This is a genomic window from Pantoea sp. X-Soil-TKNS-1207 (assembly GCF_059730485.1).
On sequence record NZ_AP035958.1, the window covers coordinates 2,057,372 to 2,072,827 of the forward strand.

The window sequence follows — 15,456 nt, forward strand, 5'->3', positions numbered from 1 at the left end:
GATTAGATTACTGCTGGATTTAGTCCGGGTCATCTTGCAGATCATCGTTGCCCTTTTGCAACTGACTGGTCAGGCTCACTGACCGGAACTTGAATCAAGGCGGAGCTTACCACTCCGCCTTTTTTCGCCGCGTCAGAAAACCAGCTGTACTTTTGCCGCGCGTTCTTTGTCTGACGCCAGCTCCAGCGCACTGACTGCCTCGCTCATCGCTATCTCGGCGGACAGCAGTGGCAGCGGATTGATCTTCCCGGACTCCAGCCAGCGCACCGCCGTGGTGAATTCGGTGGTGAAGCGGAACGATCCCCGCAGCTGAATTTCCTTCACCAGCAGCGGGCCGACCGGATAATTCACCTCAGGCGCGCCCATGCCGAGCTGCACAATGATGCCGCCGGGGCGGGTGAAACCGACGGCGGAGGCCACGGCAGAGGCAGCGCCGGAGGCTTCAAAGCACACATCAAAAGCACCGCCATTCTCCGTCCAGCCGCTGGTCATCTCGGTGGCGCGCGGGTCCAGCGTCTGGCTGGCTCCCATCTGCTGCGCCAGGCTGCGGCAGCGTTCGCTGATATCAGTCGCCATCACCTCGGTGGCGCCGGCGGCCAGCGCGGCTGCAATCACCAGGCAACCAATCGGACCGGCACCGGTAACCAGCACCCGCTTGCCGGTCAAATCCCCGGCCTGACGCACCGCATGAATACAGACGGCCAGCGGCTCGGCAAAGGCAATGATTTTTGCATCCGCCTTGTCGCTATAGGGAATGCACTGCACCGGGTTTACCGCGACATACTCCGCGAAACCGCCGTTAACGTGCGGGAAAAACTGGGCGCTGCCCATAAAACGCATCGAACGGCACAGATTCTGTTTCCCCTCCAGACAAAACGTGCATTGCTGGCACGGCTGAGAAGGGTTGATGGCGACGCGCTGACCCGGCTGCAAACCGCTGTCGGCAGGCGCCTGATCGACAATGCCGACAAACTCATGGCCGAGCACCATCGGGGATTTCAGTACCGACATCCCCGCGCGGCCATGCTGATAATAATGAATATCGGAGCCGCAGATGCCGCCACGCTCAACGCGCACCAGCACCTGATTATCGTGCCATTCGATGTTGCGGGTTTCACAGCTCACCTGATGCGCGGCGCTGACGACAACCGCTTTAACTGTTTTCTGCTGCATTATGCTTCTCTCTGTGTACTGGAAGGGGGCGCAAAACGTGGGTCCGGATGGGGCGTGGCTTTTTCACCGGGGGGCGTGAGCACCTCGATTCTGCCCACCAGCAGCAGGTAAGCCAGAAAACCACAGAGCGCGACGGCGGCGATATACCACATCGCATACTGGAAATTCTGCGTGCGTTGCAGGATGACGCCAATAATGATCGGGCTGACGATGCCGGACAGATTGCCAAAAATATTCAGGAAGCCGCCGATGGTGCCAATCAGATGGCGTGGGATCACATCGCTACACACGACCCAGCCGAGGTTGGAGAAAGCATTGGCGAAGAACGCCACCGACAAAATGCCAATGGCAATCGCCGGGCTATCCTGGAAAAAATTCACCAGCGCGATGGAGCAGGTCAGCAACATGCCCGCCATCACCGGCAGCTTACGCGCAAAGGTGCGGCTGCGTCCGCGCTTCAGCAGCATATCGCTCAGCGTACCGCCGCAAAGCACACCCGCCATCGCCATCAGGTAGGGGAACATTGCGCCGATCCCGGCTTTATCGATCGACAGGTGCAGCCCTTTTTCCAGATAAACAATAAACCACGTCAGGAAGAAGTAGAGGGTCGAGGAGGCGGCAAACTGGGCGATAAACAACCCCCAGGTGATGCGCTGACGCAGGATAAAACGCACCGACGGCCAGTTAACGCGGGCGTTTTGCTGCTGCTGATTAGCTGAACCATAGCCGCCGCCCTGACGGATCACCGCCAGCTCTGCATCATTGACGCGCGCGCTATGCTGCGGATCGCGATAGACCAGCAGCCAGTAAATCCCGAACACTATCCCCACCAGGCCAGAAATGTAGAACGACATTTCCCAGCCCCATTTGCTGACGATAAAGGATAACGCCGGCGTCAGCAGCGCCAGCCCGATATATTGCGCGCTGGAATAGGTCGCAGTGGCGCGGGCGCGCTCATGGTCAGGAAACCAGGTGGCGATAATCTTGGTGTTGGAGGGGAAAGAGGGGGCTTCCGCGATGCCGATCAACGCGCGGCACACCAGCAACATCATAAACGAGGCGGTTGCGGTGGTGAAAAAATGGTGCGAAGCCAGCCCCATCAACAGGGTAAACAGGCTCCATAATACGATGGCGCTGCCGTACAGCCAGCGCGATCCAATCCGATCCAGCAGGTAGCCGACGGGGATCTGGCTCATGGCATAGAACCAGGTAAACATCGAAAACAGTAAACCGAGTTGCGTGGCGGACAGGAAAAAATCGCCCTGGATATGAGAACCGGCCACGGAGAGGTTAGCCCGGTCCATATAATTAATGGCGGTGACAACAAACAGCATTGTCAGCACCGAAAGTCGGGTACGAGAGGGTTTCATATTCAGCCTTTAGCGTTGTTGTTATTTAAAGCGTTGCCAGCCAGCCGCCATCCACATAGATCATCTGACCGTTCACATAATTTGAGGCGTCAGAGGCCAGATATACCGCGGTGCCGATCAGCTCCTCGGGTTTGCCCCAGCGGCCAGAAGGGTTGCTGCTGCATACCCATTTATTGAACTCTTCGTTGTCGACCAGCGCGGCGTTCATATCCGTGAGGATGTAGCCCGGCCCGATACCGTTGGTCTGAATATTGAACGCCGCCCATTCCGCCGCCATCGATTTGGTCAGCAGTTTGATGCCGCCTTTCGCGGCGGTGTAGGGCGCAACGGTGGCGCGGGCGGCTTCGCTGGTGAGCGAGCCGATATTGATGATCTTGCCGCCGCTGTTGCGCGCCACCATGCGGCGGGCCGCAGCGCGCGCCACCAGAAAGGCGCTGGTGAGGTTGACATCCAGCACGCGCTGCCAGTCGGCGAGCGCCAGTTCCAGCATCGGTTTGCGAAACTGAATCCCGGCGTTATTGATCACGATATCGACATGGATCTGTTCCGCATCCAGCCGGGCAAACACCGCTTCGATCTCCGCCTCATCGGCGACGTCAAACAGAAAACCGCGCGCGGTAAAGCCCTGGTCTGCCAGCTGGCTCAGCGCCTGCTGCATCGGCGCTTCCCGCGTACCGTTCAGAATGACCTGCGCCCCGGCCTGCGCCAGGCCCTGCGCATACGCCAGTCCCAGGCCGCGGGTTGACCCGGTGATAAGCGCCGTTTTACCGCTCAGGTTAAAAAGGTTCTGCATAAGAATTCATCCTTTCATGTAACATGACTAACAAGTTGCTTGCTGACGTTTTACGATATGCGCGAAATGACAGCAATTGCGTTGAAAAATAATTGCAGGCGGCATCACAGATTTTGCGTTGGCTGACAGGCGTGGCGAGCGGGCTGATTTACGGCTATTTTTTCTGGTTTCAGTGGGTTAGCGGTTTTTTTCGGCAGGATTTTTTTCGGTGGCTGCAATTTTTTGCTTGTCAGCCGCCTGCTGAAACGTTAAAAACGGGAACATGTAGGACAAGTGAGCAAAACCGGTGAGCCTCGAGAGTATCCAGAAACATAACGTGGTCGACGTTATCTATGAACAGATGAAGCAGAACATCCAGAATGGTGTGTGGGAGTCTGGCTGCAAGCTGCCGTCGGAAGCGGAGCTGACCGCCACCTTCCAGGTGAGTCGCGTCAGCGTCAGAAGCGCGGTGCAGAAGCTGCGTGATTTAGGCGTGGTGGTGACGCATCAGGGGAAGGGCACCTACGTGACGCGCGACCTGACGCGTTACGACGCCTTCAACGATAACGCGCCCATCCTGCATCTGTCGCAGGAAGAGTTTGATGATATGCGGGTGTTCCGTCAGACCGTCGAGTTTCGCTGCATGGAGCTGGCGGTGCAGAACGCGACGGACGACGACGTGCAGGCGCTGGAGAAAGCGCTGAACCGGATGCTGGTCAGTCGTGATGATTACAAAAAATATTCGCTGGCTGACTACGATTTTCACCTGGCGATCGTCAAGGCCTCCCATAACAAGGTGTTTATCCATGTGATGGAGTCCCTGAAAGGCATCTACGTCCACTACCTGGAGGAGCTGAACCGGGTACTGGGGGTGACGCTGGAGAGCGTGGAAGCGCACATCAAAGTTTTTATGGCGCTGAAGAACCGCGATGCGGCATTGGCAACCGAAACGCTGAACGGTGCCATGACGCATAACGTCCATGCCATCGAGGACGTGCGCCACAGTTCATAATCTACAGCCCGGCTGCGGGCTTTTTTTACCGATTAACATGTAGGACATCATACAGGATAAGTGAGGATTTCATGAGTGAGCTGAAGATTACCGACGTCAAAACCATACTCACTGCCCCCGGCGGCATTGATCTGGTGGTGGTAAAGATTGAGACCAGCGAACCGGGATTATATGGCCTTGGCTGCGCCACCTTTACCCAGCGCATTTTCGCGGTGGCCGCCGCTATCGAAAATTACATTAAACCTTTCCTGATCGGTAAAGACCCGAGCCGTATTGAGGATCTGTGGCAGTCGGCGGCGGTCAGCGGCTACTGGCGCAATGGCCCGGTGATGAACAATGCGCTGTCGGGCATGGATATGGCGCTGTGGGATCTGAAAGGCAAAGTCGCGAACCTGCCGGTGTATGAACTGCTGGGTGGCAAATGCCGTGACGGCATCGCGCTCTATCGGCACTGCGACGGCGCGGACGAAATCGAGGTGGAAGACAATATCCGCGCGCGGATGGAAGAGGGTTATCAGTATGTCCGCTGCCAGATGGGGATGTACGGCGGCGCAGGCACCGATGACCTGCGCCTGATCGCGGGCAAGCTGTCGCGCGCCAGAAACATTCAGCCGAAAGTGTCACCGCGCAGCCAGACGCCCGGCGTCTATTTTGACCCGGATGCCTACGCGCGCGCCGTGCCGCGTCTGTTTGACCATCTGCGTAACAAGATCGGTTTTGGCGTTGAATTTATCCATGATGTTCACGAACGCATCACGCCGATTGCGGCGATCCAGATGGCAAAATCTCTCGAACCTTATCAGCTGTTCTTCCTGGAAGATCCGGTAGCGCCGGAAAATATCGGCTGGCTGAAGAAACTGCGGGCGCAGAGCAGCACGCCGGTGGCGATGGGCGAGCTGTTTACCCAGATCAATGAGTGGAAACCGTTGATCGAGAATCAGCTGATCGATTATATCCGCTGTCACGTCAGCACCATCGGCGGTATCACCCCGGCGAAAAAGCTGGCGACCTTTGCCGAGCTGTACGGCGTCAGAACCGCCTGGCACGGACCGGGCGACATCTCACCGATTGGCGTGGCGGCCAATCTGCATATCGATCTGAGCATCACCAACCTCGGTATTCAGGAGTACACGCCGGTGAACGAGGCGTTGCAGGAGGTGTTCCCAGGCTGCCCGGAAATCGATCGCGGTTACGCCTACCTGAGCAACCGACCGGGGCTGGGGGTGGATATCGATCTGCAACAGGCGGCCAGATACCCGGTCTCAGGCGGCATCCCGGAGTGGACCAACGCGCGTTTGCCGGACGGCACCGCCGCGCGCCCCTAGCAGATTCGGCTACAACACCACGCTGGCGAAATGATGGGGATGCTCAAGCATATCGGCGACCGTCCTGAGGTTCTCTTCACATTGCTGGCGTGATGCCGTGCCGCCGAGACACAGGCGCAGCGCATCCGGCGGGTTGTTATCGGTACAGAACGCCGCGCTGGACACCGCGCTGACCCCTTGCTCACGCAGCTGCACGGCGGCGTCCGAGGGGTTCCAGCGCAACGCTTTCGGCAACGGCAGCCAGAGATGGAAGCCCTCCGCATCGGCGCGGAAAGGCACTCCCGCCAGCCAGGTTGCGGCCAGTTGTTGCCGCACCCGCGCCTCCTGGCGGATCGCCAGCAGCATCCGTTCGGCCGTGCCATCGGTGATCCACTGACGCGCCAGCGCATTGGTGACCGGACTCGACATCACCGTCAGCGCCCGCAGCGCGCCCGCCAGCAGCTGGGTGGCGCGTTTGCCCGGCCCTTTGACCCAGGCAATACGCAGCCCCGGCCCAAAACACTTCGACAGACCGGTGACATACCAGGTAATTTCCGGCACCAGTTCGGCAAAGGTCGGCAGCGTTTTCGTCGGCAGTGCGGCGTAGGCATCGTCCTCAATAATCGGCACGCTATAGCGGCGGGCGATCTCAGCCAGCGATTCGCGGCGATGCAGCGGGATGGTCAGGGTGGAGGGATTTTGCATGGTCGGGTTGATATACAACGCGCTGACGCCGCCCAGCCGACAGCGATCTTCAAACGCGCGCGGCAGCGGGCCGCTCTCGTCGCACGGCAGGGCATGCAGGGTGATATTCAGCTGGCTGGCGATGGCCTTGATGCCCGGATACACCAGATCGCTCAGGCAGATCACGCCACCTTTGCGCCCGAGCAGCGTCACCAGCCCCACCAGGGCGCTATGGATGCCCGGACAAACCAGCACCTCTTCCCGATCGCGCACCACCAGGCTGCGGCTGAGCCACTGCATCGCCACCGCCTTATCTTCCGCGCTGCCGCCAAAATCCTGGTAACGCATCAGACTCAGCATATCGCTGCTGCTGAACAGGTTGAGGGCGCCGCTGCGCATCGCCTCTTCAATCACCAGGCCTTCCGGCTCAATCGGCGCATTCATGGTCATTTCATAACTGCTGCCGCCATTCAGCGGGATGCTGGGTACTTTGCCGCGCACAAAACTGCCCATGCCGGGGCGTGAATCGATCAAACCACGACGGCGGGCCTCGGCATAACCGCGCGTCACCGTGGTGTAATTCAGCGCCAGTGCCAGTGCCAGATCGCGCAGCGGCGGCAGGCGATCGCGTGGCTGTAATTCTCCGCTATTGATGCCTTCGGCAATCAGGTCGGCAATCAGCAGATAGGCAGGTCGCTGCGACTGCTGATGCAGTTGCTGCGCCCAGCGGGTATAGAGCGTGGTGGACATCAGGCACTCCGTAAAAAGGGGGCAGGAAAGCTATTGATGGCACAGAACGGCAGGGCAGATCAACGCGAAACTTGATTGCATCAATGATTGCATCATGATTCTTTTCTGTGTGCATCAATGGTGCAAAAAAGCATCAATCTGGTGCAGGCGCAGCCGCTTTTCCGCAGCGCATCCGCGACGAAATGCGCAGCCGCAGCGGATAAGAAAATTTTTTTGCCGTTTATTTGAGCAAATGATGGGCGCTTGATTGCATCGCCGTTTTTTACGCTGGCACGGCGGTTGCTGAATATCTGTCATGCAGGGCCACACGCTGCACTGCAACGGGGAACCTGAGTTCCTGCCGCTAACGACAATATTCTGGAGCACACCATGCCAACAGTAACGATGCCTGCCCATAAGACCGGTGATTACCTGGTAGATTACGAAGAGAAGGTGTTTGAGGATGTGAAAGCCGAACCCGGTCAGAAGGCGCTGGTCACCTTCCACACCGTGGCATTTGAGGGATCGATTGGCTTCGTGAATATGTTGCAGGCCACCCGTCTGCAACGCAAAGGCTTCGAAACCTCGATCCTGCTGTACGGGCCGGGCGTCACGCTTGGCGTGCAGCGCGGTTTCCCGACGCTGGGGGCCGAAGCCTTTCCCGGCCATCAGAACTACAACAACCAGCTGACCAAATTTATGGCCGAAGGCGGCAAAGTCTACGCCTGCCGCTTTGCGTTGCAGGCGTTATATGGTCACGGCGAACCTTCGCTGATTGAGGGTATCCGCGCCATCAACCCGCTGGACGTGCTGGACCTCAAGCTGCTGCACAGCCGTGATAACGCGCTGATCATCGATACCTGGACCATGTAACGGAGGCGCGTCATGGCCGAGTCACGCATCGTGCGTGCCGCCGCCGTTCAGATCGCGCCGGATTTGCATGAGGCCAGCAGGACGCTGGCCCGTGTCCTCGACGCAATTGATCAGGCCGCCGCACAGGGCGCGGAGATCGTGGTGTTTCCCGAAACCTTCGTTCCCTATTACCCCTATTTCTCGTTTATCACCCCGGCGATGGTCGCCGGAAAAGCGCACCTGAAACTTTACGAACAGGCGGTTGAGGTGCCGGGGCCGATCACCCACGCGGTGGCGGAACGCGCCCGGATGCGCCGTATCGTGGTGGTGCTGGGCGTCAATGAACGCGATCGCGGCACGCTCTACAACAGCCAGCTGATCTTTGACGCCAGCGGCGAGCTGCTGCTGAAGCGCCGCAAAATCACCCCGACCTATCACGAACGCATGATTTGGGGCCAGGGCGATGGCGCTGGGCTGAAAGTGGTCGGGAGCGCGGTGGGACGCGTCGGGGCGCTGGCCTGCTGGGAACACTACAACCCGCTGGCGCGCTACAGCCTGATGACGCAGCACGAAGAGATCCATTGCAGTCAGTTTCCCGGTTCGCTGGTCGGCCCGATCTTTGCCGAGCAGATGGAGGTCACCATTCGCCACCACGCGCTGGAGTCGGGCTGCTTTGTGATCAACGCCACCGGCTGGCTCACCGAGGCGCAGATTGAGGAACTCACCCCCGATCCGGCGCTGCAAAAGGGACTGCGCGGCGGCTGCCATACCGCCATTATCTCGCCGGAAGGACGGCATCTGGTGCCGCCGCTGACCGAAGGGGAAGGCATTCTGCTCGCCGATCTTGATATGTCGCTGATCACCAAGCGCAAACGCATGATGGATTCTGTTGGCCATTATGCGCGCCCGGAACTGCTCAGCCTGCACATTGACGATCGTCCAGCCCACTACGCCGTTTACGCATCACAACCTGCGGGAGAGGAAAATGAGCGCAGCCAACCTGTCCAGACAGCAACTGATCACTGAACTCCTGACCCAGGGCGTGCGGGTGGTGAATCCCACCGAACAGCACGTCAGCCGTCAGGGCGGAGCCGGTCCCTCGGATCACCAGGCCGTCACCATTGATGGCGTCACGGTGATGGTGCCGATCTACACCCGCAGCGCCCATCATTCGCCGTGGCAGATGGAGCACGATGGCGATCGCACCCGGCTGCTGAAAAACACCATCCCGGTGCGGGAGATCACCGTGGCGCAAAGACCGCGTTTTTACGATCTGCACACCGCCGATGGCACGCCCTATTCGCAGATCGCCACGCTGCACGGCACCGATGTGCTGGCGACGACGGTGTTGCAGACCTGCATCCGCTATGAAAACCGCGCCAAAGCCTGCCAGTTCTGCGCCATCGGCCAGTCGCTGGCGGCGGGGCGCACCATCGCGCGTAAAACGCCGCAGCAGCTGGCCGAGGTCGCCAAAGCGGCGGTGGAGCTGGACGGGGTTAAACATATGGTGATGACCACCGGCACGCCGTCCGGCAGCGATCGCGGTGCGCGCATTATGGTGGAGAGCGCTGAGGCGATTAAAGCGGCGGTGGATCTGCCATTGCAGGGGCAGTGCGAGCCGCCCGGCGATTTCCGCTGGTTTCAGCATATGAAAGATGCCGGCATCGATGCGCTGGGTATGCATCTGGAGGCGGTCACGCCGGCGGTGCGGGCGCGCATCATGCCGGGCAAAGCGCAGGTCTCGCTGACCTATTACCTTGAAGCGTTTGCCAGCGCGGTGGCGGTGTTCGGGCGCGGCCAGGTCAGCACCTATATCCTCGCCGGTCTCGGTGATACGCCGGAGGCGATCCTGTCGCTGTCGGCCACCCTGATCGATCTGGGGGTCTACCCGTTTGTGGTGCCCTTCGTGCCGATCAGCGGTACGCCGCTGGCCAGCCATCCGGCGCCTGACGCGGCCTTTATGTCGGCCATCCTGCAACCGCTCGGCAATATGCTGCGCCAGGGGCAGCTGCGTTCCAGCGACATCAAAGCAGGCTGCGGCCGCTGCGGTGCCTGCTCCTCGCTGTCCAGTTTCGAGCAGGCGGTAGCCTGAGGAGGATCGATGTTCAGCTATCCCAATTACACCGTGAAGTGGGTGACATTGCCGTGGGAGCGCGAACAGGCCTACGCGCTGCGGCGACGGGTGTTTTGCCAGGAACAGGCGCTGTTCGAGCAGGACGATCGCGATGCCATTGACGACAGCGCCCAGCTGCTGGTGGCGCTTGGCAGCTGCGCGGGCTGGCACGAGGAAGTGGTGGGCACGGTGCGTATTCATCGCCGCGCGGCGCGGGTGTGGTGTGGTTCGCGGCTGGCGGTGGATGAACGTTTTCGCCGTCAGGGTCAGCTCGGTTCCGCCCTGATCCGCCTGGCGGTCAGCAGCGCCAACGCGCTGGGATGTGACGCGTTCTATGCCGACGTGCAGCAACAAAATGAGCTGCTGTTTCGTCGCCTGCACTGGCACACCCTCGACAGCATGACGCTGCGCGGTATGCCGCATGTCCGGATGCAGGCGGATCTGGCGCACTATCCGCCGTGTCACGACCCGCACAGCGGCATGGTGCTGAATATCCGGCCACGTCTGAACCCGCGTGAGCTGGCACCGCTGCTGACCGGCGGTGCGGCATGAGCGCGGCGCTGGAGGCGCTGCTGGCACAGGTGCGTGAGCACAGCGGCATCGCCCATAAACGCGATATTCAGCAGGTGGCCGCCGCGCTGGCGGGCAGCTGGCCGCATCCGTTCAGCAACGGTGACGACAGCGCGGTGCTAGCTGACGGCGAGGGTTATCTGCTGCTGGCGATGGAGGGCTTTATCAACGGATTTGTTGCGGCCGACCCCTGGTTTGCTGGCTGGTGTGGCGTGATGGTCAACGTCAGCGACATTGCGGCGATGGGAGGACGGCCGCTGGCGGTGGTCAATGCGCTCTGGAGCGATGCGGGTCCGCACGCCAGCGCGCTGCTGGCCGGGATGCGCGCCGCCTCGCTGGCGTATCAGGTGCCGGTGGTGGGCGGTCATACCAATCTGCGCAGCAACCAGCCGCAGCTGGCGGTGGCGATTGCCGGACGGGCGCAGCGCCTGCTTGACAGCTTTGCCGTCCAGCCTGGGCAGGATCTGCTGGTGGCGATCAATCTGGCGGGACGCTGGCATCCGCCGGGTCTCAACTGGGATGCCGCGACCGCCGCCGATCCCGCGCAGCTGCGCGCCGCGCTGGCGCTGTTACCGACGCTGGCGGAAGCCGGTGCGCTGGTGGCGGCGAAGGATATCAGCCAGGCCGGACTGCTCGGCACGCTGGTGATGCTGCTGGAGAGCGCGCAATGCGGCGTCACGCTGGATCTCAGCGCCATCCCCAAACCCGCAGGCTGCGACTGGCACGACTGGTTATGCGCCTTTCCCAGCTTCGGCTTTTTGCTGGTGTGCGAGCCAGCGCAGCGGGAAACGGTGATGCGCCATTTTGCCGCCTGCGACATCAGCATCGCCCATGTCGGCCGTTTTCATGCGCAACAACAATTGATCGTGGAGCGGCAGCATGAATCTGCCTGTTTCTGGGATCTGCAACATCAACCGCTTACCGGTATGCGCCGGTAGCAGAGGAGAACACCATGCCTGCGATGCATTTTATCGTCTGCTGGCCGGACGGCAGCAAAGAAACCTGTTACTCACCCTCTACCACCATCGAAAAGCACCTGAAAATTCAGCATCCCTACACGGTGACCGAGTTTGTCAGCGTGACTCAGCGGGCGCTGGAAGAGGCCAGCGCCCGCGTGGCGGCAAAGTTTGGTTTTCACTGCTCCAGCGCCCAGGACCAGTCGGCAGCCATCATGGCGAAGGCGGCGCAGTTTGCGCCGGAACAAGCGGTCACCGTTGAAGCTATCGTGCCGGTAGCCGGTTAATTGTCTGGGAGCCTGTTATGCAAACGCAACACTATCCGGTGATCATCATCGGCGGCGGTCAGGCCGGACTGGCAATGAGCTGGTGCCTGACACAGCAGGGGGTTAGTCACCTCATTCTGGAACGCAATATGATGGGTTGGGCGTGGCACACCCAGCGCTGGGACAGCTTCTGTCTGGTGACGCCGAACTGGCAATGTCGCTTGCCGGGCTTTCCTTATGATGGCGACGATCCGCACGGCTTTATGGTGAAAGATCAGATCATCGATTATCTGCGCCGCTACGCCGCCAGCTTTAACGCACCGCTGCGCGAGGGGGTGAATGTCACGAGCGTCACGCAGCAGGGCGCGCGTTTTTATCTCGCCACCTCCGCCGGGCCATACAGCGCCGATCGGGTGGTCGTGGCGGTGGGCAACTATCATCAGCCGCGCTTGCCAGCCATCGCCGCGCAGCTGCCCGCGCATATCGCGCAGGTGCACTCTTCCGCCTATCGCAATGCCGATCAGCTGCCCGAGGGTGAGGTGCTGGTGGTGGGGTCGGCGCAGTCCGGCGCGCAGATCGCGGAAGATCTGCATCTCAGCGGGCGGCAGGTGCATCTGTGCGTCGGCAGCGCGCCGCGCGTGGCGCGATTTTATCGCGGTCGCGATGTGGTGGCGTGGCTGGAGGATATGGGCCACTACCGTCTGACGGTAGATGACCACCCGCTGGGGGAAGACGCCCGGCGTAAGACCAATCACTACGTCACCGGGCGTGATGGTGGCCGCGATATCGATCTGCGCGCCTTTGCCTTGCAGGGCATGAAACTGTATGGCCGTCTGCTCGATTATCAGGATGGCCGTCTGCGGGTGGCGGATGACCTGGCGCGTAACCTTGATGTGGCCGATGCCACCTCGCAGAAGATTAAGGACAGCATCGACCAGTGGATTGGCGAGCGGGGCATCGATGCGCCGCAGGAGCCGCGTTATCAGCCGCTGTGGCAGCCATCTGAGATGATGGCGCAGGTGGATCTCAGCGCGGTGTCGGCCATTATCTGGGCGGTTGGCTTTCACACTGATTTCAGCTGGATCGATCTGCCTGCCTTCAACGATCAGGGCTATCCGCGCCATCAGCGTGGCGTCTCTGAGGTGCCGGGCCTCTATTTTCTTGGTCTGCCGTGGCTGTGGACCTGGGGATCGGGGCGTTTTGAAGGCGTTGGCGACGATGCGCAGTACCTGGCGGCGCAGATGCAGGCGGAGGTACGCGATGCACGCATGTCCCGCGCCGGATGATGACTGGCAGACGCAGGCCGCCCGCCTCGACTGGTTTACCCCGTGGCAACAGCTACGGCAAATGGATAACGGCGGGCCGCGCCAGCGCTGGTTTGTCGGCGGGCGCACCAATCTGTGTCATAACGCGCTGGATCGCCATCTGCCCCGGCACGGGGAGAAAACCGCCATTATCCATATCGATCGTCACGGAGTTGAGACCGCCGTCAGCTATCGGCAGTTGATGGGGCAGATGCTGGCGGTGGCGCAGGCGTTGCGGCAGCGGGGCGTCGAACGTGGCGACCGGGTGATGATCTGCCTGCCAAACGGGCCGCTGGCGGCTGCCGCGATGCTGGCCTGCGCGCGTCTGGGGGCGATTCATGTGGTGGTGACGGCGATGAGTGCCGCCACGCCGCTGGCGCAACGCATTGCCGCCTGTGAACCGCGCGTGCTGCTGTGCAGCGCCGCCAGCGAAGCTTTGTGTCGTGAGGCGGCGGCAGCAGCGCTGTTGCTGTGCCTGGCCGATAACCTGCCCGCGGGAGACTGGCTGCCGTGCGCGGCGCTGCCATCCGATGCGCCGTCCCATATTCTGTTTACCTCCGGCACCACCGGCACGCCGAAAGGCATTGTGCGCGATACCGGGGGATATGGCGTGGCGCTGCTGGCGTCGCTGGAGCGGCTGTTTCAGTTCCGCGCCGATGATCGATTCTTTACCACCGCCGATGTCGGCTGGGTGACCGGGCATAACTATGGCATCTATGCGCCGTTGCTGGCGGGCGCGACCACGGTGCTGATGGAGGCCAGCCCGCATAATGCGCCGGGACAACGCTGGTGGCGTGTGCTGCAACAGCTGGGCGTGACCCATCTGCTGACCATTCCGGGGGCGATGCGGCTGGCGCGCCAGCAGGGTGCGCCCAGGGTGGCGCTGCCGCAGCTGCGCGGGCTGTTTCTCGCCGGTGAGCCGCTGGATGCCCCGACGTCTGACTGGCTAATGCAGCAGGGTTTGCCGGTGAACAATCATTACTGGCAGACCGAAAGCGGCTGGCCGATGCTGGCGGGAGCGGGCGCGCGTCTGCTGCCGGTGGCGCCGCGTCAGCTGGAGGTGCGGCAGGATCTCTCCGGTTTACCCTGTGCGCCCGGCGAACCCGGTATGCTGGTGGTGCGTGATACCCTCGGGCCGGGCGGCATGTTGACGCTGTGGCGTGACGACGTCGATCACGACCAGCGCTACTGGCGTTATGACGCAGGCAGCTGGCTGTATGTGACCCAGGATCGGGCGGTGCAGTTTGCCGATGGGTCGGTGCAGCTGCTCGGACGTATGGACGATGTGATCAATGCCGGTGGCAAACGGTTATCCACGGTGGAGATCGAGCGCGCGGTGCAGGATGTGGAGGGCGTGCTGGAGGCGGTGGCGGTACGTCTGGCGCATCCGCTGCTGGGGGAAATGCCGGGATTGTATGTGGTGACCGATGTGGCGGGCGTTGAGCGTCAGCGCCAGCTGAAACGCCTGCTGATCGACCGGGTGCGCGCGCAGTGTGGCCGCCACGCGCTGGTGCGGCGGGTGTGGTTTGTCAGCAGCGTGCCAAAGACGTTTTCCGGCAAGACCCTGCGCCGTGAGATGGTCAGCGCCGCACGCTAGCCAGCGTTCGCACGCTTTTGTCGCTGCCATCTCGCTGTCATCTGGCGTGGGTAGATTGTGGCTTCCCGGCTGCCCCACAGGCAGCCTGTTATCCAGACATCTGACCACTACGGAGCTTTCGCTATGTCACTCGCTGCTGTGCAACCGGCCAAACTGCAACACACCGTTATCGATCCCAGCGTACGTATGCGCGTCACCGACATTGGTCAGCAGTGTGAAGTTCTCGCGCATAGCTATCTCGAATACAGCGAATTAGGTGATTTTTCTTACGTGGGTGAGCACTGCTGCATTGCCGATACGCAGATTGGCCGCTTTACCGCTATCGCCAATCAGGTGCGGATTGGTGCGCCGAATCATCCGATGGATCGCGCCTCGCAGCACCGGTTTACCTACTGCCCGGAATATTACGACAGCGAGGCGGTGCGGGATGCGGGTTTCTTTGCGGAGCGTCGCGCTGACCGCGTCATTATCGGCAATGATGTGTGGATCGGCCACGGCGTCATCGTGCTGCCCGGCGTCACCGTGGGCGACGGCGCGGTGCTGGCGGCGGGGGCGGTGGTGAGCAAAGACGTGCCGCCTTATACCATCGTCGGCGGCGTACCGGCGCGGCCAATTCGTATGCGTTTTACCCCGGCCATCGCTGCGCAGTTGCAGGCTATCGCCTGGTGGCATTGGCCGCTGGAGAAACTGATGGCGAATCTGGCGGATTTTCAGTCCGGCGATATCGCCGCCTTCTGCCAGCGGCACGGTTAGC

15 protein-coding genes are annotated in these 15,456 nt (G+C 61.2%); 11 read left to right on the top strand and 4 right to left on the bottom strand.

Going from position 1 to position 15,456, the window contains the following annotated elements; genetic code table 11:
• Positions 1-132: 132 nt before the first annotated feature.
• Genes idnD through AC6I8V_RS09695 form a run of 3 tightly spaced genes read right to left on the bottom strand, consistent with a single transcriptional unit; the run spans position 133 to position 3,336 of the window.
• Positions 133-1,173: an L-idonate 5-dehydrogenase gene (idnD, locus tag AC6I8V_RS09685; protein WP_497845647.1), complete on the bottom strand. Its 1,041-nt coding sequence runs from the start codon at positions 1,171-1,173 to the stop codon at positions 133-135.
• Positions 1,173-2,543, bottom strand: a complete 1,371-nt coding sequence (locus tag AC6I8V_RS09690) for an MFS transporter (RefSeq protein ID WP_497845648.1) — start codon at positions 2,541-2,543, stop codon at positions 1,173-1,175. The genes idnD and AC6I8V_RS09690 overlap by 1 nt, the downstream gene beginning before the upstream one ends.
• 25 nt (positions 2,544-2,568) lie before the next feature.
• On the bottom strand, positions 2,569-3,336 hold the full coding sequence (locus AC6I8V_RS09695; protein ID WP_497845649.1) for an SDR family oxidoreductase: 768 nt from the start codon (positions 3,334-3,336) through the stop codon (positions 2,569-2,571).
• Positions 3,337-3,622: 286 nt separating this feature from the next.
• On the opposite strand from AC6I8V_RS09695, the gene AC6I8V_RS09700 reads away from it, so the two are divergent.
• Complete coding sequence (locus AC6I8V_RS09700) at positions 3,623-4,327, top strand: FadR/GntR family transcriptional regulator (protein ID WP_497845650.1); 705 nt, start codon at positions 3,623-3,625, stop codon at positions 4,325-4,327.
• A 71-nt stretch (positions 4,328-4,398) separates the two neighbouring features.
• Complete coding sequence (locus AC6I8V_RS09705; protein WP_497845651.1) at positions 4,399-5,652, top strand: enolase C-terminal domain-like protein; 1,254 nt, start codon at positions 4,399-4,401, stop codon at positions 5,650-5,652.
• Between the two features lie 9 nt (positions 5,653-5,661).
• Here AC6I8V_RS09705 and AC6I8V_RS09710 read toward each other — a convergent pair whose 3' ends face one another.
• On the bottom strand, positions 5,662-7,065 hold the full coding sequence (locus tag AC6I8V_RS09710; protein ID WP_497845652.1) for an aminotransferase-like domain-containing protein: 1,404 nt from the start codon (positions 7,063-7,065) through the stop codon (positions 5,662-5,664).
• Positions 7,066-7,434: 369 nt separating this feature from the next.
• On the opposite strand from AC6I8V_RS09710, the gene AC6I8V_RS09715 reads away from it, so the two are divergent.
• The 9 genes from AC6I8V_RS09715 (at position 7,435) to AC6I8V_RS09755 (ending at position 15,455) form a co-directional block, all read left to right on the top strand.
• Positions 7,435-7,917, top strand: coding sequence for an MSMEG_0572/Sll0783 family nitrogen starvation response protein (locus tag AC6I8V_RS09715; protein WP_497845653.1), 483 nt, complete (start codon positions 7,435-7,437; stop codon positions 7,915-7,917).
• A gap of 12 nt (positions 7,918-7,929) precedes the next feature.
• Positions 7,930-8,922, top strand: coding sequence for a Nit6803 family nitrilase (locus AC6I8V_RS09720; RefSeq protein WP_497845654.1), 993 nt, complete (start codon positions 7,930-7,932; stop codon positions 8,920-8,922).
• A complete protein-coding gene (locus tag AC6I8V_RS09725) occupies positions 8,882-9,988 on the top strand; it encodes an MSMEG_0568 family radical SAM protein (protein WP_497845655.1) in 1,107 nt (368 codons plus the stop codon). Before AC6I8V_RS09720 ends, AC6I8V_RS09725 begins: the two co-directional genes overlap by 41 nt.
• 9 nt (positions 9,989-9,997) lie before the next feature.
• Positions 9,998-10,561: an MSMEG_0567/Sll0786 family nitrogen starvation N-acetyltransferase gene (locus AC6I8V_RS09730; RefSeq protein WP_497845656.1), complete on the top strand. Its 564-nt coding sequence runs from the start codon at positions 9,998-10,000 to the stop codon at positions 10,559-10,561.
• Entirely contained in the window at positions 10,558-11,517 is a 960-nt protein-coding gene (locus AC6I8V_RS09735) for a sll0787 family AIR synthase-like protein (protein ID WP_497845657.1), read from the top strand. The genes AC6I8V_RS09730 and AC6I8V_RS09735 overlap by 4 nt, the downstream gene beginning before the upstream one ends.
• Before the next feature lie 14 nt (positions 11,518-11,531).
• Positions 11,532-11,822 (top strand): MSMEG_0570 family nitrogen starvation response protein, encoded by a 291-nt coding sequence (locus AC6I8V_RS09740; RefSeq protein ID WP_497845658.1) that lies wholly within the window; start codon positions 11,532-11,534, stop codon positions 11,820-11,822.
• 17 nt (positions 11,823-11,839) lie between these two features.
• Complete coding sequence (locus AC6I8V_RS09745) at positions 11,840-13,087, top strand: MSMEG_0569 family flavin-dependent oxidoreductase (RefSeq protein WP_497845659.1); 1,248 nt, start codon at positions 11,840-11,842, stop codon at positions 13,085-13,087.
• A complete protein-coding gene (locus AC6I8V_RS09750; RefSeq protein ID WP_497845660.1) occupies positions 13,062-14,702 on the top strand; it encodes an AMP-binding protein in 1,641 nt (546 codons plus the stop codon). Before AC6I8V_RS09745 ends, AC6I8V_RS09750 begins: the two co-directional genes overlap by 26 nt.
• Positions 14,703-14,825: 123 nt before the next feature.
• Positions 14,826-15,455 (top strand): DapH/DapD/GlmU-related protein, encoded by a 630-nt coding sequence (locus tag AC6I8V_RS09755; RefSeq protein WP_497845661.1) that lies wholly within the window; start codon positions 14,826-14,828, stop codon positions 15,453-15,455.
• Position 15,456: the final 1 nt, after the last annotated feature.

Bases quoted from the DNA above. Each gene is read 5' to 3' on its own strand.
- AC6I8V_RS09750 (WP_497845660.1), top strand. From the start codon at position 13,062: ATGCACGCATGTCCCGCGCCGGATGATGACTGGCAGACGCAGGCCGCC.
- AC6I8V_RS09740 (WP_497845658.1), top strand. From the start codon at position 11,532: ATGCCTGCGATGCATTTTATCGTCTGCTGGCCGGACGGCAGCAAAGAA.
- AC6I8V_RS09725 (WP_497845655.1), top strand. From the start codon at position 8,882: ATGAGCGCAGCCAACCTGTCCAGACAGCAACTGATCACTGAACTCCTG.
- AC6I8V_RS09755 (WP_497845661.1), top strand. From the start codon at position 14,826: ATGTCACTCGCTGCTGTGCAACCGGCCAAACTGCAACACACCGTTATC.
- AC6I8V_RS09730 (WP_497845656.1), top strand. From the start codon at position 9,998: ATGTTCAGCTATCCCAATTACACCGTGAAGTGGGTGACATTGCCGTGG.
- AC6I8V_RS09690 (WP_497845648.1), bottom strand. From the start codon at position 2,543: ATGAAACCCTCTCGTACCCGACTTTCGGTGCTGACAATGCTGTTTGTT.
- AC6I8V_RS09710 (WP_497845652.1), bottom strand. From the start codon at position 7,065: ATGTCCACCACGCTCTATACCCGCTGGGCGCAGCAACTGCATCAGCAG.
- idnD (WP_497845647.1), bottom strand. From the start codon at position 1,173: ATGCAGCAGAAAACAGTTAAAGCGGTTGTCGTCAGCGCCGCGCATCAG.
- AC6I8V_RS09715 (WP_497845653.1), top strand. From the start codon at position 7,435: ATGCCAACAGTAACGATGCCTGCCCATAAGACCGGTGATTACCTGGTA.
- AC6I8V_RS09695 (WP_497845649.1), bottom strand. From the start codon at position 3,336: ATGCAGAACCTTTTTAACCTGAGCGGTAAAACGGCGCTTATCACCGGG.
- AC6I8V_RS09745 (WP_497845659.1), top strand. From the start codon at position 11,840: ATGCAAACGCAACACTATCCGGTGATCATCATCGGCGGCGGTCAGGCC.
- AC6I8V_RS09735 (WP_497845657.1), top strand. From the start codon at position 10,558: ATGAGCGCGGCGCTGGAGGCGCTGCTGGCACAGGTGCGTGAGCACAGC.
- AC6I8V_RS09720 (WP_497845654.1), top strand. From the start codon at position 7,930: ATGGCCGAGTCACGCATCGTGCGTGCCGCCGCCGTTCAGATCGCGCCG.
- AC6I8V_RS09705 (WP_497845651.1), top strand. From the start codon at position 4,399: ATGAGTGAGCTGAAGATTACCGACGTCAAAACCATACTCACTGCCCCC.